Raw genomic sequence first — 26,139 nt, forward strand, 5'->3', positions numbered from 1 at the left:
AGTCGTTCTCCTAGCTGGCGCGGCGCGGCGCGACGATGCCGCCGGGCCGGCGCAGGGCGGACCGGTGCAGAGCAGCCGGCGTGAGTTCATCGAGGGTGAGGCACTGCGCACCCAGCCGGGCGGCGAGTTCGTGTGCCATGCCGAGCCGGATCATGCCCTGTTCACAGTCGACCACCACCGAGGCGATGCCGCGGCGGGCGATTCCGGCGGCGGCAGCGGCGGCGCGGCGTGGGGCATCGGGGCCGGCGGTCGCGCGGCCGTCGGTGAGCACCACCAGGAGCGGCCGGCGCTGCGGTTCCCGCCGGGCCGCGCCGTCGATCACCTCGGTGGCCGCCAGCAGTCCCTCGGCCAGTGGCGTCCTGCCGCCGGTGCGTACCTCGGCGAGCCTGCGCACCGCCAGCTCCACCGAGCGGGTCGGCGGCACGCTGACCAGCGCGGCCGAGCCACGCGCGGTGACCACGGCCACCCGGTCACGACGGGTGTAGGAGTCGCGGAGCAGGTCAACGCACAGCTCACTGACCGCGGTGAGCCGTCTGCGGGCGGTCATCGACCCGCTGAGGTCAACGACGAACACCACGAGATTGCCTTCACGCCCGACCCTTTGCGCCCCACGCAGGTCGTCGGTGACCAGGGTCAGCCGCGCTGCGCCCCGGCCATCGGACGCGGTCCGTCCCGCCGCGGCCAGGACGGTACCGAACAGGTGCAGCGGCCTGCCCGTCTCGAAGTCGACGGCGTGCGTGGTCGCACCCCGCGTGCTGCGGGCGCGGGAACGGCGTCCGGGATCGCCGTCACCGATACCTGCCGCCTTCAGTGGGCGCATCCGGCGCGGCGCTCCGGAGCTGCGAGTACCGAACAGCGCACCCGCCGGGGCGGGACTGCTCTGGGCACCGGTGTCGGGCTGCGGCTCGGCCCGGTCGCCCGGGCTGTCGTCCCCGATCACCGGACCGTCGCCGATCGGACCGGAGTCCTCTCCGCCGCCGGGCCCACCGTCGTCGGGGCCGTCCCCGTCGGGATCGGGTTCGGGCTCCTCCGGCCCGGCGGCCTCGTCACCGGCCTGCATCGCCTCGTCGAGTTGCTCGTCGGTGAACCCTGAGTCGTCGAACGGGTCCCGCCTGCGGCGGTGCGGAAGGGCGAGCTCGACGGCGACGGCGACGTCGTCGGTGTCCACGGCACCGGCACCGCGCCACGCGGCGTGGGCCGCGGCGGCCCGGGCGACGACGATGTCGCCGCGCAGCCCGTCGACACCCAGGTGCGCGCAGATCCCCGCGATCCGCCGCAGTTGCGCCACCGGAAGGGACACCTGACGTACCGCGGCCCGGGCGGCGGCGATCCGGGACCGCAACGTGTCCTCGTCGGCCGCGTACCGCTGCGCGAAAGCACCCGGGTCGGCGTCGAATTCCATGCGGCGCGAGATGATCTCCACCCGCTCATCCACGTCGGGGGCGGCCACCACGTCCACGGCCAGACCGAACCGGTCGAGCAGCTGCGGCCGCAGCTCCCCTTCCTCGGGGTTCATCGTGCCCACCAGCACGAAGTCGGCGGCCTGCGTGTGTGAGACGCCGTCGCGTTCGATGGTCACCCGGCCGCTGGCGGCGGCATCGAGAAGAACGTCGACGAGGTGATCGGCGAGCAGGTTGACCTCGTCGATGTAGAGCACCCCGCCGTCGGCCTGGGCGAGCAGGCCGGGGGTGAAGTCGGCCCGTCCTTCCCGCAGCACCCCGGTCAGATCCAGGGACCCGACGACGCGGTCCTCGGTGGCGCCGATCGGCAGTTCGACCACCCGGCCGCCGGCGACCGGACCGAGGCCGCGCACGATGGTCGACTTCGCGGTGCCCTTCTCACCCCGGATCAGCACACCGCCGATGCCGGGCGAGATGGCACTGAGGATCAGGGCGAGCTTGAGCCGGTCCTGCCCGACGACAGCGGTGAACGGATAGCGCGCCGGAATCACACTCACAGCTCATCACGCGCCGTTCCCGACGACGTGCCGTTCGGTGACGCCGAGTCCGCGCTCCTGATCATCGACACGTGCGGGATCCCGTCCTCCAAGTACTCCTCCCCGACGACCGAAAAGCCGTGCCCGGCATACATGTCCGCGAGGTACTTCTGCGCCTCGACGCGGCATTCGTGGTCACCGACCTCCGCGAGCGCCTCGATCATCAGCCGCCGGGTGTGTCCGCGACCGCGGTGCGCCCGGTGGGTGCACACACGTCCGATCTGGTAGGTGTCGGCGCCGTCCGGACCCGTGTTCCGCAGGATGCGCAGTTCGGAGGCGATGGTGCCGTCGTCCGCGGTGATCCACAGCTGGCGGGTGTCCGGCTCCAGGTCACGCCCGTCGAGGTCCTGGTACGGACATGCCTGCTCGAGCACGAACACCTCGGAGCGGAGCTGCAGCAGGCGGTACAGGGTCGGCGCGTCGATCTCGTCCACCGACGCGCGATGCAATTGCCCATTGCTCATGATGTCGTGACTATCACACCACCGCGTGCCGCACCAATCACCTCAGCGGGCGGTCGGTACGGCACGCATGCGTGATCGACAGCTGTCAGGCCTTCTGGCCGGCCGTCAGTTCCAGCGAGCTGCTCGTCCAGTCCCAGACCTGCCGGAACAGGTCGCGGTTGTCGGAGAGCTTCTTGCCGAACGACGGGATCATCTCGGTGAGCTTGGGGGTCCACGCCTGGTACTGCTGCGGGAAGCACTGTTCGAGCACCGACAGCATGGCGGGCACCGCGGTGGAGGCGCCCGGTGAGGCGCCGAGCAGGCCGGCAATGGTGCCGTCGCCCGCGGCGATGACGGCGGTACCGAATTCGAGCGAGCCGCCGCCACCGGTCTTGCGGATCACCTGCACACGCTGGCCGGCGGTGATCATCTCCCAGTCCTCGCCGTTGGCGCGCGGCATGAAGTCGGCGAGGGTGGCGATCTGGTCGGCGCGGCTGGCGGCGAGCTCACCGAGCAGGTACTTGGTGAGGGCCATTTCCTTCATGCCCACCGACAGCAGCGGAATGATGTTGTCCGGCTTCACCGAGAACGGCAGGTCGGTGAACTTGCCGCTCTTGAGGAACTTGGGCGACCAGCCGGCGTACGGGCCGAACAGCAGGCCCTGCTGGTGGTTGATGACGCGGGTATCGAGGTGCGGCACCGACATCGGCGGGGCACCAACGGCGGCCTGCCCGTACACCTTGGCGGCGTGCTGCTCGATGAGGTCGGGGTTGGTGCAGCGCAGGAACGCGCCCGACACGGGGAACCCGCCGAAGCCCTTGGCCTCCTTGATGCCCGACTTCTGCAGCAGGTGCAGGGCCCCGCCGCCGGCGCCGACGAACACGAACTTGGCTGCGATGGTGAGCTTCTCACCGGTGCGCCGGTTGGTGACCTTGACCCGCCAGGAGCCGTCGGACTGCTTGTTGAGGTTGGTGACGGCATGCCCGAAGTACACATCGCCGGCCTGGCCGACGTAGCCGAGGAGTTGCTGGGTGAGTGCGCCGAAGTCGACGTCGGTGCCGTCATTGAACCAGTTCAGCGCCACCGGGTCGGAGTAGTCGCGGCCGGCGCCCATCAGCGGCAGGCGTTCGGCGAACACGGCCGGGTCGGTGATGTACTCCATGCCCTCGAACAGCGGGTTCGCGGACAGCTTGTCGTAGCGCTTGCGCAAGTACTCGACGCCGTCGGCACCGTGGGTGAAGCTGACGTGCGGGATGGGGTTGATGAACTCTTTCGGGTTGCCGAGGAAGCCGTTGTCGACCGCGTGCGCCCAGAACTGCCGCGACACCTGGAACTGCTCGTTGATATTGAGCGCCTTGGTGATGTCGACGTCGCCGTCGGCGGTCTTGGGCGTGTAGTTGAGTTCGCACAGGGCGGAGTGGCCGGTGCCGGCGTTGTTCCACGGGTCGCTGCTCTCGGCGGCCGCTGCGTCGAGACGTTCGAAGACGCTCACCGACCAGGTGGGTTCCAGACGCCGGACAAGTGCGCCGAGCGTCGCGCTCATGATGCCCGCGCCGATCAGCGCGACGTCTGTCTTGATCACCGTTTGAGACACCGTGGCTCCACTTTCGCAGCTGTGGACGGCTACCCGTCCGGATGAAAACTGTCAACGGTCATTCTTACCCATAGACATACACCAGACTGAACCGGCCACGCCCGGATGTGGGCCGCACGACAACAACCGGACCCGTGACCGGCGTGTGCACCTTAGAGTGGAGCGCGTGAGTTCCCCTGACGACGCCGCTGCCGTCACCACCGCGCCGGAGGCCGATGCACCGGCCCCGCCGGCCCTGACCTGGCAACCCGACCGGTACCTCGACCGCTATGAGATCGCGACGATCCCCCTCGGTCCCGACCCGGACGACGAGGGGCCGATCTCGGCGACCCTGATCCGGCGCACCGCTCCCGATCCCGGGTGCCGCGGCGCGGTACTGCACGTGCACGGATTCACCGACTACTTCTTCCAGCAGCCGCTGGCCGATTTCTTTCACGCGCGCGGGTACGCCTTCTACGCGCTCGATCTGCGCAAGTGCGGCCGGTCGTTGCGGGAGAATCAGACACCGCATTTCACCACCGACCTGAGCCGATACCGGGAGGAACTCACCCTCGCGTTGCGCGTGGTGCTGGGCGAGGTCGGCGCCGGCGCCCGGATCATCGTCGGCGGACATTCCACGGGCGGCCTGACCACCTCGTTGTGGCTCGACGAGCTACGCCGGGACGCGCCCGAACTGCATTCACGAATCGAGGGCGCTGTCCTCAACAGTCCTTGGCTCGACCTGCAGGGCGATGCCGTCCTGCGTACCTACCCGGTCACCATGGTGATCAAGGCGGTGGCCAAGGTCAAACCCAAGCAGGTGCTGCCGCAAGAGATCTCGATGGCCTACGGACACAGTCTGCACGAGAGCGCGCACGGTGAGTGGTCGTACGACCTGAACCTGAAACCGATGGGCGGGTTCCCCGTCACCTTCGGGTTCATCGACGCGGTCAGGTCGGGGCAACGCAGGCTGCACCACGGTATCGACGTCGGGGTGCCCACACTGGTATTGCGATCCAACGCATCGTTGTTCACGCACGCCTACTCCCCCGAGGTCGACGCCGCCGACATCGTGCTCGACGTGCGTCACATGGCGCAGTGGAGCGCCCATCTCGGCGACCGGGTGCGGGTGGTACCCATCACCGGCGCCCGGCACGACGTCTTCCTGTCCGCGAAACCGGCCAGGGAAAGCGCGTACCGCGCGTTGGGCGAATGGCTGGCCGAGATCGGCAGGGACCCCGACCCGGCGCACGCGACGAGCACCGGAGTCGCCCAGTGACCGCCCGGGAGGCCGGCCACGTCGTCGACCTGGCGATCATCGGTTCGGGCAGCGGCAACTCGATCCCCGATGATCGCTTCGACAACCTGTCGATCGCCATCTTCGAGGAGGGCGTCTACGGCGGCACCTGCCTGAACGTCGGGTGCATTCCCACCAAGATGTTCGTCTATGCCGCCGACGTCGCGGACACGATCCGCGACGCCGCCAGGTACGGCATGACGGCATCGTTCGACGGTGCCGACTGGCCGTCGATCGTGGAGCGGGTGTTCGGCCGCATCGACCCGATCTCCGCGGGCGGTAAGGAGTACCGCGTCGAGCGGTGCCCCAACGTCACTGTCTATCCGTCGCATGTGGTGTTCGACGGCCGTGATCCCGACGGCCTGTACCGGCTCGTCACCGACGGAGTGACGGTCCTGGCCCGGCAGGTGGTGATCGCCGCCGGCGCCAGGCCGGTGATTCCGCCGGTAATCGCCGACAGCGATGTCCGCCACTACACGAACAACGACATCATGCGCCTGCCCGCGTTGCCGGAGCGGCTGATCATCGTCGGAAGCGGTTATATCGCAGCCGAGTTCGCGCATGTCTTCGGTTCGCTGGGTTCGCGGGTGTCGATCATCGCCCGCAGCGGGCGGCTGCTGCGCTCACAGGACGAGGACATCTCGGAACGGTTCACCGAGGTGGCCCGGCAGCAGTGGGACGTACGTCTCAACAGTGATATCACCGGGGTCGCGGAGACCACCGACGGTATCCGGGTGAGCTTCGCCGACGGCGGTCACTGTGACGGCGATGTCCTGCTCGTCGCCGTCGGCCGGCAACCCAACGGCGACCGGCTCGGCCTCGCCTCCATCGGCGTCGGGTTGCACGACGACGGCCGGGTGGTGTGCGACGACGCGGGCCGCACCACCGCACCCGGGGTGTGGGCCCTGGGCGATGTGAGTTCGCCCTATCAGCTCAAACACGTCGCCAACCACGAACAGCGCGTGGTGCAGTCGAACCTGCTGAAAGGCTGGGACGCAACCGATCTGGACAGCTTCGATCATCGTTACGTACCGGGCGCGGTGTTCACCCACCCACAGGTGGCCTCGGTGGGTTTGAGCGAGAAGCAGGCGCGCGACGCCGGGCATGACATCACGGTGAAGGTGCAGAACTACGGCGACGTCGCCTACGGCTGGGCTATGGAGGACACCACCGGACTGTGCAAGGTGATCGCCGAACGCGGCACCGGCCGCATCCTCGGCTGCCACATCCTCGGCCCCCAGGCCTCCACCGTCATCCAACCCGTCATCCAGGCCATGTCGTTCGGCCTCGACGCCCAGGCGATGGCCCGCGGCCAGTACTGGATCCACCCCGCCATGCCCGAGGTCCTGGAAAACGCCCTGTTGGGCCTGGATCTCTAGCAGGAGGTCAGAGCACCGCAGGGGTCAGAACACCGCAGAGCGCAGCGCGATCTCACTGGCCAGTGCGGGGGCGGCGTGCTGCGGAATCCAGTGGTCGACGCCCGGCAGCTCGCAGAAGCGGTATTCGCCGTACACGTAGCGGCTGGTCGCCAGCGCCTGCTCACGCCCGAGGGCCGGATCGTTGTCGCTCCACACGAGGGTGGTGGGGATCTCCACCGGCCGGCAGGACATCTTGGTCTTGACGTCGCCGGTGAAGTTGGCGCGATACCAGTTGAGGGCTGCGGTCAGCGCCCCGGGCGCTTTCAGCGGTTCCAGTTCCTCGGCGGTGACCCCGAATCTGCGCAGCGCGGCGAAGTTATCGGCGACGATGTTGTCCTCGGCTCCGGGCTGCACGAAAGTCTTGATGTACGAGGATCTTTGCCGTTGATCACCGCTGGTGAGCGCGTCCCGCCCAGCGGACGGGTGGCCGGTGCTCACCGCCACCAGGCCGGTGAACCGGTCGGGGTACCGGGCCGCGAGATGCCACGCCACGAGTCCGCCCCAGTCGTGACCGACGAGCAGTGCGTACGGAACATCAAAGGCGTCGAGGATACCGATCGCGTCGGCGACGAGGTTGTCGATGGAGTAGTCCTCGACCGCGGTGGGCCGGGCGCCAGCGCTGTAGCCGCGCTGTTCGAACACGATGGTCCGCAGTCCCGACTCGTGCAGGCGCGGCACCACGTCGCGGTAGCAGCTGCCGCCGACGGGAAAACCGTGCAGCAGCAGTACCCAGTTGCCTCGCTCCGGTCCACCGACCTCGACGTCGAAGGTATAGTCGCCAACGGTGACAGCGCGGTGCTCGGTCTTCACCCGGCAATCGTACAGACACGTAGCGCCGTACGGAGGGGTATCGCTCAGCCGGTGAGCATATGCGTGATGACGGGGACCGATGCGCCCGCGCCGCGGCCGATGATGTCGAGCAGGGCATCGAGATCGACGTGTGCGGTGAGCAGGTCCGCGATCAGGTCGACCTGTCCGGTGCGGATCGCTGCCACGTCGGTGTCGGGTGCGACCTCGAAGGCCGGCTTGCCCGCCTGCTCGGCGAGCGTGATCAGCAGGTCGCGGCGGAAGGCGTTGTTCTCCAGCAGCCCGTGCCAGTGGGTGCCGCGCACCGCGCCACGCACCGCACCCTCGGCAATCAGATTGTCGCCCTGCCGGATCCACGCATCCTCGGTGCAGCCGTCGACCCGGCCATGATGAATCTCATACCCGCGGACGGCAACCCGGCCGTCACGAACGTCGGCATGCCCGGTGACCTGCTTGGTGATCTTGTCCGCGTCGAACCGGATCGTCATGTCCAGCAGTCCCAGGCCCTCGACCCGGCCGCCGCCGGATTCGACGTCGTCGTCGATGGTGCGGCCGAGCATCTGGAAGCCGCCGCAGATCCCGATGACCGGCCGTCCGGCCGCGGCCCGCCCCCGCAGCGCGGCGTCGATCCCCCGCGACCGCAACCAGGCGAGGTCGGACACGGTCGCCCGGGTTCCGGGCAGGATCGCGATGTCGGCGGCGGCGACCGCACCGGCGTCGTCGACCCACGCGACGTCGACGCCCGGTTCGCAGGCCAGCGCTTCGACGTCGGTGGAGTTGGAGATTCGCGGCAGCCGGATCGCCGCCACGCTCAACCGCACCGGGCGCCCGTCGGCTGCCGGTGGCCCCACCCGCCGGCCCACCGCCACCGACAGCGAGTCCTCGGCGTCGATCCAGATCCCGGAGGCGTAGGGCACGACGCCGTAGGTCGGTCTGCCGGTGAGCTCGCGCAGTTGCTCGAGTCCGGGGGCGAGCAGGCCGGGGTCACCCCGGAACTTGTTGATCAGATAGCCCGCGACGAGGCGCTGATCGTCGGCGCCGAGGACGGCGGTGGTGCCGAACAGGTGAGCCAGTGAACCGCCGCGGTCGATGTCGCTGACCACGATCACCGGCATCGCCCCGGCCTGCGCCAGCCCCATGTTGGCGATGTCGGAGCCGCGCAGGTTGATCTCGGCGATCGAACCGGCGCCCTCACAGATCACGATGTCGAAATCGGCACGCAGTGAGGCGAGTTCGTCGGTCACGACGCCGAGCAGCTGGGCGCGCCGGGTCGCGTAGTCGGCCGCGCCTATCTGCCCGTCAGGACGGCCCCGCACCACGACGTGGGAACGCCGGTCGCTACCGGGTTTGAGCAGCACCGGGTTGAACCGGGTCGACGGGTCCAGTCCGCAGGCGAACGCCTGCAGTGCCTGCGCGCGGCCGATCTCGCCGCCGTCCGGGGTGATGGCCGAGTTGTTGGACATGTTCTGCGCTTTGAACGGCGCGACCCGGATACCTTGTCGTGCGAGGGCCCGGCACAGGCCGGTCACGATCATGCTCTTGCCCGCGTCGGAAGTGGCACCGCCGACGAGCAGTGCGCCGTTCACTCCTGACATCGACCCGGCTGTCACTCCTGGCCTGGGCGGTCGGCCTGCCGGATGTCGTGTTCACGGTCGATCTCCCCCAGGCCCAGTCCGCGCCCGCCGTTGACGAGGGGGTCTCCGGGTGCCGCCAGTTCGAGCTCGGTGTACACGTCGTCATCGGTCTCGTCACCGTCCCGATCGGTGGCCGCGGGGTCCGGGTCCCCGGCCGGGTGCAGCGCCTTGCCCGTGTCCGGGTCGATGCCGTGCCGGTGCAGCACCACCGCGCGGTTCTCCATGCCGTGCTGCATCATCGCGCGCTGGGCGGCGATCATCATCGTGGACTGGCCGGACAGGATCCGCTCGACCTCCTTGGATTCGCGCCAGCGTTTCCCGACCAGCGCGGTCAGCACGCCAATCACCGCGTAGGCACTCATCAGCAGGAATCCCTGCCAGTACGGTTCGCCGACCCCGTACAGGATGCGTTTGATCATCTCGGTGATGCCGTGCCCGACGACGAACGGCTGCAGGTGTTTGAAGAACGACGGCACCATCCACGCCGGGAACGCCGCGCCCGAGGCCGGTATCGACACGAACACGAACAGCAACAGAGCCGGGCCGGTGATGAAGCGACCGAAGAAGTACGAGATGCCGTTCACGAACAGCCCTATGGCGAAGATCCACAGCATCGCCAGACCGGCCATCTGCGCGAAGTGTTCCATCTCGTACACACCGACGATCGGGCCGACGATGATGTTGGACACCAGCGACAGCACCACCGCCCCACCGGCCAGGATGGCCACACGCGTCCCGTGCCCGAGCGGGGCTCCCATCATCCCGATGAACATCGCCACCATGTATCCGGCGATACACCACGACATCATCATGTACATGGCGCCCTGCCCGAACGAATCTGATTGCGGCAGCGGCGCGATGTCGGTGATCTTCACACCTGTGGTGGTGGCGAAGATCTGCTGGAACGACGTTTTCACGATCGTCGACGCCTGATACTGGTGCGCCCCCGCCACGAACAGTTCGGGCTGTCCCTGCCCGTTGGCCGGGATGACGAGCGCCGCGGCGTTGTCGCCGTCGCGCACCGACTCGACGGCGGCGGCCTGGTCGCCGAAGTAGCTGAACGCGAACGTTCCCGGAGCGCCGGCCTCGACCTTCTGGGTGACCACCGACGCGGCCGGGGTGTTGACCACACCGACCGGCACGTCGTGCACCTTCGGCGAGTGGAAGGCCACCACGTAGCACAGGCAGAACGCCGTGATGAAGAACAGCGGCATCCACAACTGCAGCCCGATCATCTGCACCGCCGGCGGCAGTTTGCCGTAATGCTTGCGCCACCAACCGGTCGCAGAAGACAACATCACATTCCTCCTCGGTGAGAATCGCCGACCCGCAATCCGTCCCGGTCGACGCTACTGTCCCGGGACCGATTGGTGATACTTCCGCCGCACGTGTCGACAGGACCAGTGTGGCGGTGCTGCCGATGCCTGATCGATCAGACTGACCACCACCTGCGCCTTGCTGCCGATCTTGGCCAGCGCGAGCCCGAACAGCACGGCGAAGAACAGCACCTGCAGCAGCGCGTTCTCGGCGAACGCCGAGAACACCGACGTGGGGATGATGTTGAGCAGAAAGTCGACCGTGTGCGGGAGTTCGCCGTTGTCGGTCTTCTCCGCCACCGCCTCCGCGCCGGTCTTCAGGGTTTCGGGGTCGATGTCGAAACCCTTGCCGGGCTTGACGACACGATCGCGACGAGGAGCCAGAAGAACATCGACGTGTAGAACGGGGCACGCTTGGGCGCGGGTGGTTTCTGTGGTGCGACAGAAATGTCAGTGGTCATGGCACGAATAATTGATGACCTATACAAACTGTTCGTGTGACAGCAGTTACACCGTCGTAAAGCCGGGCCGCGTAGCGCGCCCCACCGTCAGCTCGACTGGTCGGGCAGCGTCAGGATCTCCGCACCGGTCTCGGTGACCACCAGAGTGTGCTCGAACTGGGCGGTCCATTTGCGGTCCTTCGTGACCACGGTCCAGTCGTCGTCCCAGATCTCGTACGGCAGCCCGCCGAGATTGATCATCGGTTCGATGGTGAACACCATGCCGGGTTCGATGACGGTGTCGACGTTGGGCTGGTCGTAGTGCAGGATCACCAGCCCGTTGTGGAACGTCTCGCCGATGCCGTGGCCGGTGAAGTCACGCACCACGGTGTAGCCGAACCGGCTGGCGTAGGACTCGATCACGCGCCCGATCACGTTGAGTTCGCGGCCCGGTTTGACGGCCTTGATGGCCCGTTCGGTGGCGATGCGGGTGCGTTCGACCAGGTCGGCGGCCTCCTGCGAGACGTTCCCGGCCAGGAAGGTCGCGTTGGTGTCGCCGTGCACGCCATCGATGTAGGCGGTGACGTCGATGTTGACGATGTCGCCGTCCTCGATGACCGTCGAGTCGGGGATGCCGTGGCAGATGACCTCGTTCAGCGAGGTGCAGCACGACTTGGGGAAGCCCCGGTAGCCCAGCGTCGACGGGTAGGCGCCGTGGTCGATCATGTATTCGTGCGCGATGCGGTCGAGTTCGTCGGTGGTGACACCGGGCGCCACCGCCTTACCGGCCTCGGCGAGCGCGTTGGCGGCGATCTTGCTCGCCAGCCGCATCTTCTCGATGGTCTCGGGGGTCTGCACCCACGGCTCGTGGCCCTCGTTCGCGGTCGGTTTCCACGCGTACTCCGGGCGTTCGATGGAGTCGGGCACCGGCAGCGTCGGCGACACCGTGCCGGGTTTCAAGGGGGCGCGAACAGTCATGGCGTCCAGCTTAGAACCTGCCGGAGACGAGCCGTGACGCCGTCGGATCCAGGGGCCGGGCTAAGGTGACACTAATGTTGTCCGCACCGCCCTGTGATCGCCCGAGCCGCCTCGGGACAACCATCGTGATCCCCGAGGCCGATGCGAGGAACGAGCGAGGGTCACGAGGGGTCCGGTGAGACAAAAATCTGACGAGCCCAGCTCCGCACACCCCGGCGCACCGACAAGACTGCTGTTCGCGCTGCTCACCGGCCTCGTCGCGCTGAGTGTGTCGGGGTGCTTCGTCACCCCCATCAAACAGGACCAGGCCGCGAAGGCGTCAACCGCCAAGCTGCGGACCGGCCCGCAGACGGCGGAACTTCCCGACAACGACGTCGAGCCGATCACGACCACCGCGCAGCCGGTCCTGCCCGCGACGGTCACCGACGCCCAGGGACGCAAGGTGACGGTGACCGACGTGTCCCGCATCATCGCGGTCGACATCAACGGCACCCTCGGCAGCATCGTGTACTCGCTCGGGCTCGGTTCCCACGTCGTCGGCCGCGACACGTCGACGATCTTCCCGTCCGCGGTGGCGCTGCCGGTGGTCACCAACCGGGGCCACAGTCTCAACGCCGAAATGGTCCTCAAAATGCGGCCCAGCGTGCTGCTGGTCAACGAGGGCACCACCCCGGCCGGTGCGATCGACCAGATCCGCCGATCTGGGATCCCCGTCGTCGTGTTCACCGCCACCCGCAGCCTCGACACCAACGACAAGCTGATCCAGTCGGTGGCCGACACCCTCGGGGTATCCGCCGAGGGCCGCAGGCTCGTCGCGCGCACCGATCAGCGGGTGGCCGAGGCGAAGAAGCTGGTCCCGAACCCGTCGGGCAACCCGACAATCGCGTTCGTGTACGTGCGCGGCCCCAAACTGACGTTGCTGGCCGGCCCGGGTTCGGGCGCCGACAGTCTCATCGAGGCGATCGGCGGTGTCGACGCCGGTACCAAGGCCGAACTGACGGGAGCGTTCACGATGATCTCGGCCGAGGCGATGATCCGCGCCGACCCCGACGTGATCCTGGTGATGAAGCAGGGCGCCGACACCGTCGGCGGACTCGACGGCGTACTCAAGATCGCGGGGATCTCCGCGACGTCGGCGGGCCGCGATCGGCGGGTCGTGCAGATGGACGAGACGAAGATCCTGGCGTTCGGGCCCGACGTGGGTGAGGTCATCGGGTCGCTGGCGAAAGCGATCTACACATGAGCGCCGGTGTGTCCGCGAAGAAGCAAGGGGCCGGTCCGGTCCCCGTTTCGGGGGAACGCCGGCGCTCCCGGTTGACCCGCAACATCGCGATCATCGTCGGCATGCTGATCGCGCTCGCGGTGCTCGTGGTGATCTCGGCCGGCAGTGGCAAGGTGGCGATACCACCCTCGGAGGTGCTGGGCAGCCTCGCCCATCATTGGCACCTCGACATCGGCCCGCTGCCCTCGCACGAGAACGGCGAGGAAACGCTGTGGAACGTGCGGTTCCCGCGGATCGTGCTCGGCCTGATCGTCGGCGCCGGTCTGGGTGCCGGTGGCTGCCTGCTGCAGGGGGTGTTGGCCAATCCGCTCGCCGAACCAGGCATCGTCGGTGTGTCCTCGGGTGCGGCGATCGGCGCCTGCCTGGTGATCGTCGTCGGCGGCAGCGGATCGAGCGAATGGGCGCTGGCCGGTGCCGCGTTCGTGTTCGGGTTGTTCACGACGGCCGCGGTGTACCTGCTGTCGCTGCGTGACGGCGCGTCGTCGACGATCATGCTGGTGCTGACCGGTATCGCGGTCAACGCGTTCGCGACCGGCATCATCGCCTACCTCACGTTCGTGGCCAACCCGAACGACCGCGAACAGATCGTGTTCTGGCAGCTCGGTTCTGTGGCCGCGGCCTCCTGGAATCAGGTGTGGGTATCGGCGCCGCTGATCGTCGCGGGGTGCGCCGGCGCCCTGGCGCTCAGCCACAAACTCGACCTGCTCGCCCTCGGCGATATCCAGGCCGCCTCACTCGGCGTGAACGTGGAGGTTGTGCGGCGGCAGGCGATCGTGCTGGTCGCGATCCTCACCGCCGCCGCGGTGGCGTTCGCGGGCATCATCATGTTCGTCGGGCTGATCGTGCCGCACGTGATGCGGCTGATCCTCGGACCGCGTCACGCCACCCTGCTGCCCGCCAGCCTGATCGGTGGGGCGCTCGTGCTGGTGTGCGCCGATCTGGCCGCGCGCACCCTGATCGGCGACGCCGACCTGCCGATCGGCATGTTCACCTCGCTGATCGGTGGTCCGCTGTTCTTCATCCTGTTGCGCCGCAGCCGGCACGCGGGGGTGGGCTGGTGAGCGAGAAGACCGGGCTGATCGCCGACGACATCCACATCACCCTCGGTGGCCGCGAGGTGGTCAAGGGGGTGTCACTGACCGTCGCCGGCGGGTCGATGTGCGCGCTCGTCGGCCCCAACGGCTGCGGCAAGTCGACGCTGCTGTCGGCGCTGTCGGGGGTTCGTAAGCCCGACTCTGGGACGGTCCGCATCAACGGCCGCGACATCCACACGATCACCCACCGCGACCTCGCGCGGGAACGGTCCCTGGTGACGCAGACCAACCGCACCGACACCCCGTTCACCGTCGCCGAGGTGGTGGAGATGGGCCGCTTCCCGTGGCTGCGCACCCCGCAGGCGGCGCGGTCGCCACAGGTCATCGCCGACGCGATCGACGAATGCGACCTCGGGGAGATCCTTGACCGCCCGTTCTCCCAGTTGTCCGGCGGCCAGCAGGCCCGGGTGTCGCTCGGCCGCGCGCTGGCCCAGCAGGCGCCGGTGATGATGCTCGACGAACCGACCGCCGCCCTCGACATCCACCACCAGGAAGCGGTCCTGGACATCCTGCGGCGCCAGCGCGACCAGGGCACCGCCGTCCTGATCGTCGTGCACGACCTGTCCCTGGCCGCCGCCTACGCCGACGAGGTCGCCGTGATGAAAGACGGGCACCTCCGCGCCCACGGCCCCACCCACGACGTCATGACCGCCGACCTGCTCTCAACCACCTACGACCACCCTGTCGAAACGATGCCCCACCCGGACACCGGCCAACTCCTGATCATCCCCCGCCGCACTTGACTTCCATTCCCGCGCAACGATTTCCTTCAGCACCAATCGGATCCGATTAGCGGTGAAGGGAACCATTACGCGGGAGGCGGTAGTGGCGGTTACACTCGCCGTGCCGCGGCGGCGAGATGGCGATCGCGGACGTCCTCCAACCGAGCCCGGACTTTCGCGCCGAGCCGGGTGATGTCGAAGAGCACGGCCGTCTCCCGGAGCAGTGCCTCGTCGGCGATACCGGGTGAGCGCAACCGGATCGAGCACATCGCGTTCGCGATCTCTTCTGGTGCGATGTCTTCGAACGACCGGTCCCCACCGCCGATACGGAAGCCCGACCACGCGGCTGGATCGATGTGGTCTGGCCAGACAAAATCGCCGAAAGTTGCACTTTCCAAGTAGGATTCGGAAGGAACAAGGGAACGTAGCACTGCCTTGATCGCTTCCTGGCGAGATGCTGGCACACGATTCAGGCCGTGGCGTCTGGCGACGATCCGGATGAGACGCCCCGTCGCCACAGGTCCCTCCGTGGCGATGATGTCGCGCAGTTCGGCGCGCACAATCTTGACCGCGGCCCGGTCTGGCAGGGTGTCGATTGCGCCATGATCACCGACAACGCCATCGTCCGCCGCAATGAATCGATCACCAGGAGTCACTGTTGGGACGGCCGTCGCCGAGGTCGGCTGCCGCGCCTCGGATACCTGCCGGTCCGCCGGTTCGGCTGCACAATCATCGTTCCGGCGCTCGGTGGATTTCTGCTGATGTCCAGTTTCGGCGACCCGCACAGGTTCCGTTTCTGGCCCGTCCGGCACCGATCGCACACCCACCGGTGTCGCGGAAGTTGTGTCCGCGACATCGACATCGACATCGGCTGTGGAGGACCGGACCTGTCGCGTGTAGGCAATTCTCGGCCGGTCAGCAGGTGGCTCCTGACCCACGATGTCCATCTGGGCAGCGGACGTGTCCACCGACGTCGGCGCGCTCTCCCGACTGTCAAATCCGGCTTCGGCCGCATCGACGGCCGCGCGAATCTGCTCAATCACCAGGTCCCGGTTCTGCAACCACATCGGCCACCAGATTCGCGCCACGTGGGGCCAGCCCATGAGTGCGGTCAGCACGTCGATGGGAAGAATATCCCTGTCCGACACCGTGTTCCGAAGGTGCCAACTCTCGCCGTCGAGCAGCACCGGAAGCAGTGGACGGTCCGGGCGCGCCGGGCGGGCCAGAACGAGATCCAGCCGGAAGTTCGACAACCCGACATCGGTCATCACGTGCAGACCTGCCGACCTCAATGCAGCGGCGATCTCGTCGCGATGCCGATCACGCAGAACCTGTCTGTCGCCGCGTGCACCGACACTGCTGTCGGCGTCGGAATCGGCCGATGATTTAGCCAATGTGAGAAAGTTCTTCAGATCCTTGGGGCCTTGATAGGTTGCCCCGGAAACATCGAGTTCGGCCGGATCGAAACTGCAATAGACGACGTTCTTGCGGCGCGCTCGTGTGACCGCCACATTGAGCCTGCGTTCACCACCGCTGTTCGACAGGGGCCCGAAGTTCGTCGGAATCCGGCCATTGGCCTGTTTGGAGAATGCGATCGAGAAGATGATGGTGTCCCGTTCGTCTCCCTGCACCTGTTCGAGAGCCTTGACGAACAGCACATCCCCCGCGCCCATCCGCGCGTCGTCCAGCACTTCGATCACGGCCGGGTCTTCGTTCGCCGTCAGCAGATCGGAGATCAGCTGACGCTGCTGCTCGTTGAAGGTGACGATACCGATCGACGGCGGGGTCGATGAACCACGCACAAGATCATGGACAGCATTGACGATCGCCTGCGCCTCAACGGGATTGGTATTGTTACCCGCGACGATCCCGCCACCAAGATCTACCGAACGGCTGCCCGCCCGTAGATAGTGGCCATCGACATGCCGGAACTCGACACCGGTCTCCGTGGACATCAAAGTGGGCGTGGGGAAACTGCTCAGCGCACCGCGGTAGTATGCGGCATTTGAGAAGGCGATCAGCGCCTCGTCCTGACTGCGATAGTGCCATGCCAGGCTTATGGTGGGGACGCGCGCGAGCTCGCATTCGCTGAGGATCGATTCTTGATCCTCGATGATCTCTTCCGCTTCGTCATCGAGCTCTTCTTCGGACAATGCAGAACCCGCAACAACCTTAGTCGGTGGCATCTGTTTACTGTCACCGACGACGATCGCAGCTCGCGCCCTGCCGAGTGCCCCGATGGCCTCGGGCACGGTGATCTGCGACGCCTCATCGAAGATCACCAGATCGAACTCCATCGCACCGGGTTCGATGAGGTCGACCACTGACGAAGGACTGCACAGTAACAGCGGAGCAAGTTGCTGAACCGCCGGGGCATATTTGCGCAGGAGTGCGCGAGTACCCAACTTCTGCCGGGTCTTTTCCAACTCCCGCGCCAAGGCACCGGTCGCGGAGCCTCTGCCTCCCGCGCCTCGTCTGTGCAGAAGCATGCTCGGTGCCCAGGACACCCATTGGTCACGAATCTCGTTCTGTGCCCGCGCGTATGTGTCTACCAGCGAGTTGTGTGCAACACTGTCGAACCGGTCGAGTCCCAACGCCCTGACCCGTTCGGCCTCGGAAGTCCGTGCCACCCCCCGCTCAAACGCGTCCTCACAGATTGCCGCGTTGAGACGACCCTCCAGGATGTCGATGCGGGTCCGATCCATTCCGGCCGCGCTAAGCGGTCGAAGACGTTCTTGCAGTCTCATCCATTGCTGCAGCCCGAGTAACCGTTCGTACTCGTAGCTGCGGCGCCAAGTGTCAGCGTGAGCGGCGACGGTCGCTACGATCGATCGCCCGCCCCGCCAGGCACCGATATCAGCGCCGTCGGCGTTGAGGTGACGCAGCAAAGATTGCAGCGCCGTCGCGAAGTCGGTGATCTGGTGCCGGACTCCGGTGAGCGCACCTGATTGCGCCAAGGAGCAGGCCGCGTGTACCCATTCGTCGGACACGCGCAATGGCGCGGTGAGTTGTTCGAAGTCACCGATCCGACTGTGCACGGGTGCCATCGCTTGCGGGCCGAGAAGCTTGGTTGGGACGGCATCGGCCAGCCCAGGCACCGAGCAGAGCGTCGCAGTTGCCACACTCTCGAGGTCACGTGCCTGCTTCAGCTGCGCGATAACCCGAACAGCCTGCGCCGCGTCGGCGAGATCGACGCCGGCCGGGGCGAACTTCGTGAGTGGTTCAATGACTTCTGCGAGACGTTTACTGCGGCCCCACCGTTTCGATTCAGAAGCGGCGCCGACGGCAGCCGAGATGGTGTCAATGTCGAGTTCAACGACCCCAGGGGAGAAGCCTGCAAGAAGCCGGTGGGCATCAGCGATCTGCTGCTCCGCCGTCGCACTCGATTCCCTGGCATACCTGGGCCATGAAGGGTCCAATACCCCGGCCAGGTCCGGCCCCGCAGGCAGCCGCGGGTGGGTCGCGGCCGCCAGTACTGCCAGATGCTCGGGTTCAGTAAACCGATACAGGTAGTCGCGCAGCGAGCCTGTGGTCGTTGAGCACCATGCGACCGAATCAAGAACGCGCACAATGCTGTCCACCGCTCCGGTGACATCGAAATCGGGATACATCGGCCCCGCCAGCCGCCACGGGTGATCGGGGCCCACTCTCGCGGCCGCAGTCCACGGCTGAAGGCCGACGAATACGGACCGAAGGCTCGCAACGGTCCGACCGTCGGTCGCGACCAAGTGTTCGGGTACCGCGATCGCCGGGCCGTCCCCCACGAGGAGTAACTGATCGTGAGCGCGATACGCCGACACCCCAGCCGCGTTGACGCGATGCAACTGTTCAGGATACTCGCGCAGCCCGTAATCCGCGGCGCGCAAGCGTCGTTGGGCGTCGTCCATCGCGGCCTGATCCGGGTGCACCATCGCGTCGAGCGATTGCCGTAGATGCGCTCGAACCTGCGTCGCGTTCGACCCTTCGTGGTGCAGGTTCAGGGTGAACGGTCCCAGGCCGATTTGGTCGAGCCTGCGTTGCACCACCGAGAGTGCCGTCCCCTTCTCCGCGACGAACAGTACTCGCAGCCCCGTCAGGAGGCATTCCGCGACCATATTGGTGATCGTTTGGGACTTACCTGTTCCCGGCGGGCCTTGCAGCACGAAAGTACGACCCTGACGCGCCCACACAACCGCCTGCTTCTGTGTCGAGTCGGCGGGGATAGGTGTCTGCAGATTCTCCACGTCGGAGAGGTTCGACTCCTCGCTACAGGCGACGGCCGCCTGATCCAGGAACTGCTCGGTTGGCGTGTGCACCAGGTGGTTGATCAGCGGCCGCCGCAAGAAGTCATCTGCATGGGCGTTCAGATCCTGCCACATGCGGAATGATGACAGGTCAAGCAGTGCCAACCGGGCCTCCGCGGACACCTCGAGGACCGCACCGGCACGGGCGATCGCGGTACGTGCGCCGCCGAGAACGGCATCGACGTCGAGTCCCGCATGGTCGGTGATCGGTGTTTCCAGTTCAGGAACAACGATGCCGTGTTCGCGGCGCAGCCACTCAATCAGTGCGGAATTGGGTGTGGTCGACTGGGAGGAATCGATCGTAAGGGTGAAGTCGGTGCGTCCCCGCGCGACGCCGATGGTGACCGGCACCAGAATCATCGGGGCTTCGGCGAACACGCCCGGCTTGTAAGGCCAACGCAACAGCCCGATGCAGAGAAACAGCGGGTTCATACCCTGTTCGTCACGGGCGGTCTTCGCCGCATACGCCATCGACCGGATCTCTTTGACGAAAGTCGACCCCTCGAGCACCGTTCCGGTGCCGCCGCGGATAGCAATCCGCTGCACGTACAGTCGCCGCTGCCGGAGATGTTCGGTCAGTTCGTCGCGGAGTTCGGTGTCCGGCGAATCGTGCATCTGCACGGCATTGCGGATCCCTCGGGCCTGCCAGAGATCAGGGATGTCGTACCCGCTGTGCAGGCCGAACGACACATCTTCATGCAGCTTGTCCTCGAGATAGCCCAGTGATTCGGATGGCACCATCAGCGGCTGTACCCGGGCGTTCTTCTTCAGGTTCAGCAGGTCATTGGTGGCGTTCAGGCTGAACAGCGACCCTTTCCATCTCCTGTATCGGGTGGGCTGGTTATCAACAAGGCGGCCACGCAGCGCCCTTTCGGGACTGTCCTGATCGACATGCGTGATCGATCGCTCACCACCTGGCCGATATTCAACGATCTCGGTCACCCCATCGGCCCGCTCGGTCACAACCGGTAGTGGTGACACGCCTGCGCGCCGAGCGGCGAAAACGTCGATCAGCGTTGCGGTTCCTTCGCCGATCGCCTGGATCAGACTCTGGTGTGCTGATCGGGTGGCATCCGCGAAGCTCGCCTCGCTGCCGGTGGCGAGCATCGTCGACTCGATCGCGCCTAGCCATCCGCCCTGAACGAGTTCGGCGATCCGCACCTGGTTTCTGATACACGGCCGGTCCGGATACCACTGTGGACGGGGTCCGTCGCCCGAATCGGGGTCACGTCGCCAATAGCCGACGAAGATGTGTCCCGGGACCAGGACCAGGACCGGATACAGCCCCACGTGTTCGAAAACCGCCGCCATCAGGACCGTGGTGTCCATGCAAGTTCCCAGGCCGCTGCGCGCGACATCGGCGTGGTCCCGGATACGTTGCCCTGACGTCGCATAGTCCCAGTTCGGTGGGGGTTCGGAGTAGGCGATATTCCGGGATCGCAGGGCAGCGAAGACAGCGGCGACCGAATCGTCTACGGCCTTCTCGGCCTTCGCCACGTCGGCGATCTGGAACGCGCTGAAGCTCGGCTCGCCGGTGGCCCGGCCCTTCTCGTCGGCCGCGTCCCGGGCAATCGCCGCGACCTCAGGATGATTGGGACGCACAAACGATGCGAGCAATGAATTCGCCAACGACATCGCCTGACCGGTCAGCATCGCCAGGGAGAATTCAATCTGGTCCTTCTCAGCCAAAAGGTCGTCCGCACCGGATTCATCCCGTGCCAGGAATGCATCGATCTCACCGAGGCGCACCGCCAGGCGGTCGACTGTTTCAGCCTTGTGCGGGTCACCGAGCCAGAACCAGAGGTCGCGTGGCTGCACATGGATGTCCTCGTCACGCCGGGTCAGAACGATATTGCCGACGGTGTCACGCAGCACGATCTCGCAGACCGCCGATGTCCGATCCACAACCTGCGACATCGCCCGGGGCGAGAGCTGGACATGCACACACGACACCGACGATGTCCCAGCTTCCAACGGACCTTCATACACAGTGGCGGAGCCGAATTCGATGTCGGCATCACGTACCGTCACCGTGACGGTTGCATGTTCGATATCCGCCGGGACGGTGACCACGATCTCCGCGATCTGCGGGATCTTCGCTGCCGAGGCCGCCCACGACCACTGCGCGCTGACCTCTGCAACAATCTGCGGCCGCATCACCGGTTCGTTCGTGTCCACCTGCACCGTCATCGTCCGCGCCCCCAACCGTCCTGTCCGGGCCATCATCGCCTTCGTCGAGAATCTAACCACCGATGTCAGGCATCTTTGCGTCGTATCACTCAGCGCACCCCGATCAACCGATCAGCGACTGCCCAGTGCCGTGACAACCCGGACACACGAACGCATCGACCGCGCGCGGTACAGAATGAATGGCGGACGAACGGTCGCGCATCGTCAACCTCCCAGGCGCTGACGGGCAATCGCAAGTCCCGCTCTGTCCCAAGAATTGTGTCAACAGTCACATTCGACGGAACGGAGAGTCATGACCGCGGTTAGCGAGACCAGCGCACTGCCGGAGGCGACGGCCACCCAACTGCTCATCAACGGAACCTGGCGGGCGGCCTCCGACGGCGGCACGTTCCCGGACCTCAATCCGGCGACCTCCCGGCCGCTCACCGATATCGCGTCGGCGACCGCGGCGGATGTGGACGCGGCGGTGACGGCGGCACGAGGGCAGTTGAGCGGTGAGTGGGCCGCGATGCCGGGGGTCGAGCGCGGCAAGATCCTGAACCGGGTCGCCGACCTCATCGAACGCGACGCCGACCTCCTCGCCCGTCTGGAAGCCCTCGACGTCGGAAAACCGATCGGACAGCCGGGGATGCTCGATGTGCCCAACGCCGCCGGCACGTTCCGGCATTTCGCGGGCTGGGCCGACAAGATCACCGGCCAGACCATCCCCACCGCAGGCTATTTCGGGCAGCCCACTCACTCGTATACGGTGCGGGAGCCGGTCGGGGTGATCGGCGCGATCGTCCCGTGGAACACACCGCTGATGATCTGCGCGTGGAAGCTCGGCCCCGCCCTGGCGGCCGGGAACGCGGTCGTGGTCAAACCGCCGGAGGACGCTCCCCTGTCGATCCTGCACCTGGGCAAGCTGCTCACCGAGGCGGGACTGCCCGACGGTGTGGTCAGCATCGTGCCGGGTCTGGGCCATGTGACCGGCCAGGCGATCGTCGATCATCCCGGCGTCGACAAGATCAGCTTCACCGGCAGCCCCCGGGTCGGCCGGCTCATCGCCAAGTCGGCCGCGGAGACGTTCAAACGCGTCACCCTCGAACTCGGCGGCAAATCGCCCCAGATCATCCTCGACGACGCCGACGTGGAGGCCGCGATCAACGGCACCGCGCTCGGACTGTTCTTCAACCAGGGCGAAGTATGCGCCGCCGGCACCCGGGTGCTGGTGCACCGGTCGCTGTACGACCAGGTGGTCGACGGTCTGTCGGCGGCCGCCGACGCACAGGTGCTCGGCGATCCGCTCGATCCGGCGACGACGATGGGTGCGCTGGTCAACGCCAAGCAGCGCGACACGGTGCGCCAGTACATCGAGTCCGGCAAGGCCGAGGGCGCCAGGCTCGCCGCGGGTGCCGGCGCCGCACCCGAGGAGGGCTTCTTCGTGCGGCCGACGATCTTCGCCGACGCCACCAACGACATGACGATCGCCCGCGAGGAGATCTTCGGACCGGTCGGCACCGTCATCGCGTTCGACGACGCCGACGAGGCGATCCGCATCGCCAACGACACCGAATACGGTCTGGCCGCGAGCATCTGGACCCGCGATGTGGCCCGCGCACATTCCCTGGCCGCGCGGGTCCGGGCCGGTGCGGTGTGGGTGAACGGCTGGGCCGCCATCGATCCCGCCCTCCCGTGGGGCGGCATGAAGACCAGCGGCGTGGGCCGCGAACTCGGCTGGGCCGGAATCCTGGCCAACACCGAGGAAAAGGTCATCACCGTCGTCCTCTGACAGCCCTCTGCTCTGACATCTCATCCGCAATCGACGAAAGGACCATGACGAATGAAGACCCAGGCAGCGGTGCTGTGGGAGCCCGGAACCGACTGGAAGCTCGAGGAACTCGAACTCGATGCCCCGAAGTATGGGGAGGTGAAGGTCGAACTCGCCGCCTCCGGCATGTGCCACTCCGACGAACATGTGCGCGACGGCAGCGTGCCCGTCGGCATGTACCCATACATCGGCGGCCACGAGGGCGCGGGTGTGGTCACCGAGATCGGGCCCGGCGTGACATCGGTGGAGGTCGGCGATCATGTGGCGCTGGGCTTCGTCCCCGCCTGCGGCAAGTGCCCCTCGTGCGCCAAGGGCATGTCGAGCATCTGTGATCTCGGGGCACACGTGCTGGCCGGCGTCCAGATCTCCGACGGCACCTCCCGCCACCACGTCAACGGCCAGGATGCCGGACTGATGTGCCTGCTCGGCACGTTCGCGCCCGTCACGGTCGTCAACGAGGCGTCGTGCGTCAAGCTCACCAAGGACATTCCGCTCGACAAGGCCGCTTTGGTGGGCTGCGGTGTCACCACCGGCTGGGGTTCGTCGGTGTACGCGGCCGGGGTGTCGGCCGGTGAGACGGTCGTCGTGCTCGGGATGGGCGGTGTCGGCTGCGGCGCGGTGCAGGGCGCCGCTCTCGCCGGTGCGCGGCATGTGGTGCTGGTGGATCCGTCGCCGTTCAAGCGGGAGCAGGCCACCATCTTCGGCGCCACCCACGCCGTCGCGACGATCGACGAGGCCCTCACCCTGCTGCAGGACATCACCTGGGGTCAGCTCGCCGACAAAGTGTTGATCACCGTCGACGTGGCCGACGGCGCCCTGGTGGCACCCGCGATGAGCCTGGTGGCCAAAGGCGGTGTGTGCGTGCAGGTGTCGGTGGGTGATCTCGCCGCCACCGACGTCACCATGAGCCTGTTCGACCTGACCGCGATGCGCAAGACGTTCAAGGGCGCGTGGTTCGGCAACGCCAACATCCGTTTCGACATCCCCCACCTGCTGCGCCTGTACATGGAGGGCCGTCTCAAGCTCGACGAGATGATCACCCGCACGTACTCGCTGGATCAGGTCAACGAGGGCTACGAGGCGATGCGCAAGGCCGAGAACGTCAAGGGCGTCATCATGTTCTGACACCACCAGTCCCGCACTGTCCGGCGGTACCGCGCACGACGCTGCCGCCGGGCGGTGCTGTCACTACACTCGCGTGTGTCGAAGGGCGCCGATGGACACTCACCCCCGCGTGCTGCGCTATTTCCTCGTCGTCGCCGAGGAGCGGCACTTCCGGCGTGCCGCCGAACGCCTGTACATCACCGGGCCTGCCCTCAGTCAGCAGATCAAACAACTCGAATCGACGCTGGGGGTCGAACTGTTCCGGCGCACCTCCCGATCGGTCGAACTCACCGCACACGGCGAGGAGCTGGTGCCGCTGGCACGTTCGGTCGTCGAGGGCAGCGATGCGATCGGTGCGTGGGCCGCGGCCACCAAGACCCGCAAGAACCGCCTGCGGGTCGGGTTCATGTCCACCGCCGCAGGCGATCTCACGCAACGCATCCTCGCCTCCGCACAGGCCTCGCCGCGAGGTTTCGATGTCGAGTTGCATCAGCTCGACTGGGACGACCAGACCCGCGCGGTGACCGACGGCCGCGTCGACGCCGCATTCGTCCGCGAACCCGTTGCCACCGAGGGCATTAGGTGCACACCGGTGTTCGCTGAGCCACGCGTCGCCATGCTCCCGGCCGGTCATCGCCTCGCGGGCCGGGACTCCATCATGTTCGCCGACATCGCGGGCGAGGTCTTCATGCCCAGCGCCATCGGCAGCCGCGCCTGGATCGACTACTGGCTGGTCGAGCCACGCCCCGACTGCAGACCGGTCCGGCGCGGACCCACTGTCTCGTCGGTGGAGGAAATGTTGGAGAACTGCGCGGGCGGCCGGGGTATCGCGATCACCGCCGGTTCGGTGCCCAAGTTCTACGCGCACCCGCAGGTCCGGTTCGTGCCGGTCGACGACCTGTCCCCGAACCATGTGGTGCTGGCTGTGGCCGCCGACGACGCCCGCACCGTCGTCGCCGATTTCGAACGGCTCGTCGCCACCGTGGCGCGGGCTGCCGGCCCCGGCGATCGGTAAGCGGCACTTACCGATCGTTGGGATCTGCGACCTGGCCTCCGTCACACCGGTGCGGCACAGTTATAAGCGTCACACAGATCGCCAGCCCATAACGATCTTGTGGCCCAATCACTTTCACCTCGACATCGGAGTCTTTCATGACCGCACTCGACGACGCCCCGACCACCACCACCGGTCCGCGCAACCCGCTGTTCTGGATGACCAGCCCCGGCAACACCCCCAAGGGCGAGCGCCGCGACTTCTACACCATGGACGAGACCGAGTGGACCGACTGGTTGATGCCCGGCACCCGCTACAAGCTCCTGTACTGCAACCTCGTCTCCGGCGCGTTCACCCTGCTGCTGCAGGTCGACCCCAACATCCAGGCCACCTCGCACTGGCATGTCGGCAACCTGCAGGTCTACATCCTCGACGGCGGCTTCTACTACTACGACGGCACCGTCACCATCGACGGCCAGACCATCCCCGACAAAGGCGCCCCGCACTCGTTCACCGTCGAGACCGCCGGCACCATCCATCAGCCGTTCGCCACCGAAACCGGCTGCGTGATGCTCGCGGTGTTCGACGGCCCGATCGGCGGCTACACCGAAGACGGTCAGCTCGCCGTGATGGGTGATGCCCGCCTGCACTACTACATGGCCAAGGACAACAACGCCGTCCACAACACCCAGCTCGTCGACTACTCCTACGGTTCCACCGACCTCCAGTAGTTCACTCGCGCAATCCGATTCGGACGC

General features: G+C 66.8%; 18 protein-coding genes and 1 pseudogene. 9 read left to right on the forward strand and 10 right to left on the reverse strand.

The window, feature by feature from the left end:
- Positions 1-10: 10 nt before the first annotated feature.
- The 3 genes from GOAMR_RS18320 to mqo all read right to left on the reverse strand — a co-directional run bounded on the left by GOAMR_RS18320 (position 11) and on the right by mqo (position 4,033).
- Positions 11-1,957 carry a VWA domain-containing protein gene (locus GOAMR_RS18320; RefSeq protein WP_005191408.1) on the reverse strand — a complete coding sequence of 649 codons (1,947 nt, stop codon included), beginning with the start codon at positions 1,955-1,957 and terminating at the stop codon, positions 11-13.
- Positions 1,954-2,460 carry a GNAT family N-acetyltransferase gene (locus tag GOAMR_RS18325; RefSeq protein ID WP_005191410.1) on the reverse strand — a complete coding sequence of 169 codons (507 nt, stop codon included), beginning with the start codon at positions 2,458-2,460 and terminating at the stop codon, positions 1,954-1,956. Before GOAMR_RS18325 ends, GOAMR_RS18320 begins: the two co-directional genes overlap by 4 nt.
- Before the next feature lie 85 nt (positions 2,461-2,545).
- Positions 2,546-4,033, reverse strand: coding sequence for a malate dehydrogenase (quinone) (gene mqo, locus GOAMR_RS18330; protein WP_005191412.1), 1,488 nt, complete (start codon positions 4,031-4,033; stop codon positions 2,546-2,548).
- A 166-nt stretch (positions 4,034-4,199) separates the two neighbouring features.
- Here mqo and GOAMR_RS18335 point away from each other — a divergent pair, with 166 nt between their 5' ends.
- A complete protein-coding gene (locus GOAMR_RS18335; RefSeq protein WP_005191415.1) occupies positions 4,200-5,291 on the forward strand; it encodes an alpha/beta hydrolase in 1,092 nt (363 codons plus the stop codon).
- A complete protein-coding gene (locus tag GOAMR_RS18340) occupies positions 5,288-6,688 on the forward strand; it encodes a mycothione reductase (RefSeq protein ID WP_005191418.1) in 1,401 nt (466 codons plus the stop codon). The genes GOAMR_RS18335 and GOAMR_RS18340 overlap by 4 nt, the downstream gene beginning before the upstream one ends.
- A gap of 24 nt (positions 6,689-6,712) precedes the next feature.
- Here GOAMR_RS18340 and GOAMR_RS18345 read toward each other — a convergent pair whose 3' ends face one another.
- The 6 genes and pseudogenes from GOAMR_RS18345 to map form a co-directional block, all read right to left on the reverse strand.
- Positions 6,713-7,537, reverse strand: a complete 825-nt coding sequence (locus GOAMR_RS18345; RefSeq protein WP_040515796.1) for an alpha/beta fold hydrolase — start codon at positions 7,535-7,537, stop codon at positions 6,713-6,715.
- 44 nt (positions 7,538-7,581) lie between these two features.
- Positions 7,582-9,129, reverse strand: a complete 1,548-nt coding sequence (locus tag GOAMR_RS18350; RefSeq protein ID WP_040515797.1) for a cobyric acid synthase — start codon at positions 9,127-9,129, stop codon at positions 7,582-7,584.
- Positions 9,130-9,140: 11 nt separating this feature from the next.
- Positions 9,141-10,466 carry an ABC transporter permease gene (locus GOAMR_RS18355; RefSeq protein ID WP_005191424.1) on the reverse strand — a complete coding sequence of 442 codons (1,326 nt, stop codon included), beginning with the start codon at positions 10,464-10,466 and terminating at the stop codon, positions 9,141-9,143.
- 120 nt (positions 10,467-10,586) lie between these two features.
- Positions 10,587-10,847, reverse strand: a pseudogene (locus GOAMR_RS24310) (cation:dicarboxylate symporter family transporter); the annotation flags it as partial.
- On the reverse strand, positions 10,802-10,945 hold the full coding sequence (locus GOAMR_RS25930) for a hypothetical protein (protein ID WP_373278785.1): 144 nt from the start codon (positions 10,943-10,945) through the stop codon (positions 10,802-10,804). The gene GOAMR_RS25930 and the pseudogene GOAMR_RS24310, both read right to left, overlap by 46 nt.
- Positions 10,946-11,032: 87 nt before the next feature.
- Positions 11,033-11,902 carry a type I methionyl aminopeptidase gene (gene map, locus GOAMR_RS18365; protein ID WP_005191427.1) on the reverse strand — a complete coding sequence of 290 codons (870 nt, stop codon included), beginning with the start codon at positions 11,900-11,902 and terminating at the stop codon, positions 11,033-11,035.
- A 175-nt stretch (positions 11,903-12,077) separates the two neighbouring features.
- Here map and GOAMR_RS18370 point away from each other — a divergent pair, with 175 nt between their 5' ends.
- The 3 genes from GOAMR_RS18370 to GOAMR_RS18380 are packed head-to-tail and all read left to right on the forward strand — an operon-like array spanning position 12,078 to position 15,021.
- Positions 12,078-13,145: a heme/hemin ABC transporter substrate-binding protein gene (locus GOAMR_RS18370; RefSeq protein WP_005191428.1), complete on the forward strand. Its 1,068-nt coding sequence runs from the start codon at positions 12,078-12,080 to the stop codon at positions 13,143-13,145.
- Complete coding sequence (locus tag GOAMR_RS18375; RefSeq protein ID WP_005191429.1) at positions 13,142-14,245, forward strand: FecCD family ABC transporter permease; 1,104 nt, start codon at positions 13,142-13,144, stop codon at positions 14,243-14,245. Before GOAMR_RS18370 ends, GOAMR_RS18375 begins: the two co-directional genes overlap by 4 nt.
- Entirely contained in the window at positions 14,242-15,021 is a 780-nt protein-coding gene (locus GOAMR_RS18380; RefSeq protein WP_005191431.1) for a heme ABC transporter ATP-binding protein, read from the forward strand. Before GOAMR_RS18375 ends, GOAMR_RS18380 begins: the two co-directional genes overlap by 4 nt.
- Before the next feature lie 89 nt (positions 15,022-15,110).
- On the opposite strand, the gene GOAMR_RS18385 is transcribed toward GOAMR_RS18380, so the two are convergent.
- Entirely contained in the window at positions 15,111-21,473 is a 6,363-nt protein-coding gene (locus tag GOAMR_RS18385; RefSeq protein ID WP_040515798.1) for an AAA domain-containing protein, read from the reverse strand.
- A 292-nt stretch (positions 21,474-21,765) separates the two neighbouring features.
- On the opposite strand from GOAMR_RS18385, the gene styD reads away from it, so the two are divergent.
- The 4 genes from styD to GOAMR_RS18405 all read left to right on the forward strand — a co-directional run bounded on the left by styD (position 21,766) and on the right by GOAMR_RS18405 (position 26,112).
- On the forward strand, positions 21,766-23,244 hold the full coding sequence (styD, locus tag GOAMR_RS18390; protein ID WP_005191433.1) for a phenylacetaldehyde dehydrogenase StyD: 1,479 nt from the start codon (positions 21,766-21,768) through the stop codon (positions 23,242-23,244).
- Positions 23,245-23,295: 51 nt separating this feature from the next.
- Positions 23,296-24,408: an NDMA-dependent alcohol dehydrogenase gene (locus GOAMR_RS18395; protein ID WP_005191436.1), complete on the forward strand. Its 1,113-nt coding sequence runs from the start codon at positions 23,296-23,298 to the stop codon at positions 24,406-24,408.
- Positions 24,409-24,499: 91 nt separating this feature from the next.
- Entirely contained in the window at positions 24,500-25,402 is a 903-nt protein-coding gene (locus GOAMR_RS18400; RefSeq protein ID WP_005191438.1) for a LysR family transcriptional regulator, read from the forward strand.
- A gap of 137 nt (positions 25,403-25,539) precedes the next feature.
- Entirely contained in the window at positions 25,540-26,112 is a 573-nt protein-coding gene (locus GOAMR_RS18405) for a cupin domain-containing protein (protein ID WP_005191439.1), read from the forward strand.
- Positions 26,113-26,139 lie beyond the last annotated feature (27 nt).

The organism is Gordonia amarae NBRC 15530, assembly GCF_000241345.1.
GTDB classification, from domain to species: Bacteria; Actinomycetota; Actinomycetes; order Mycobacteriales; family Mycobacteriaceae; genus Gordonia; species Gordonia amarae.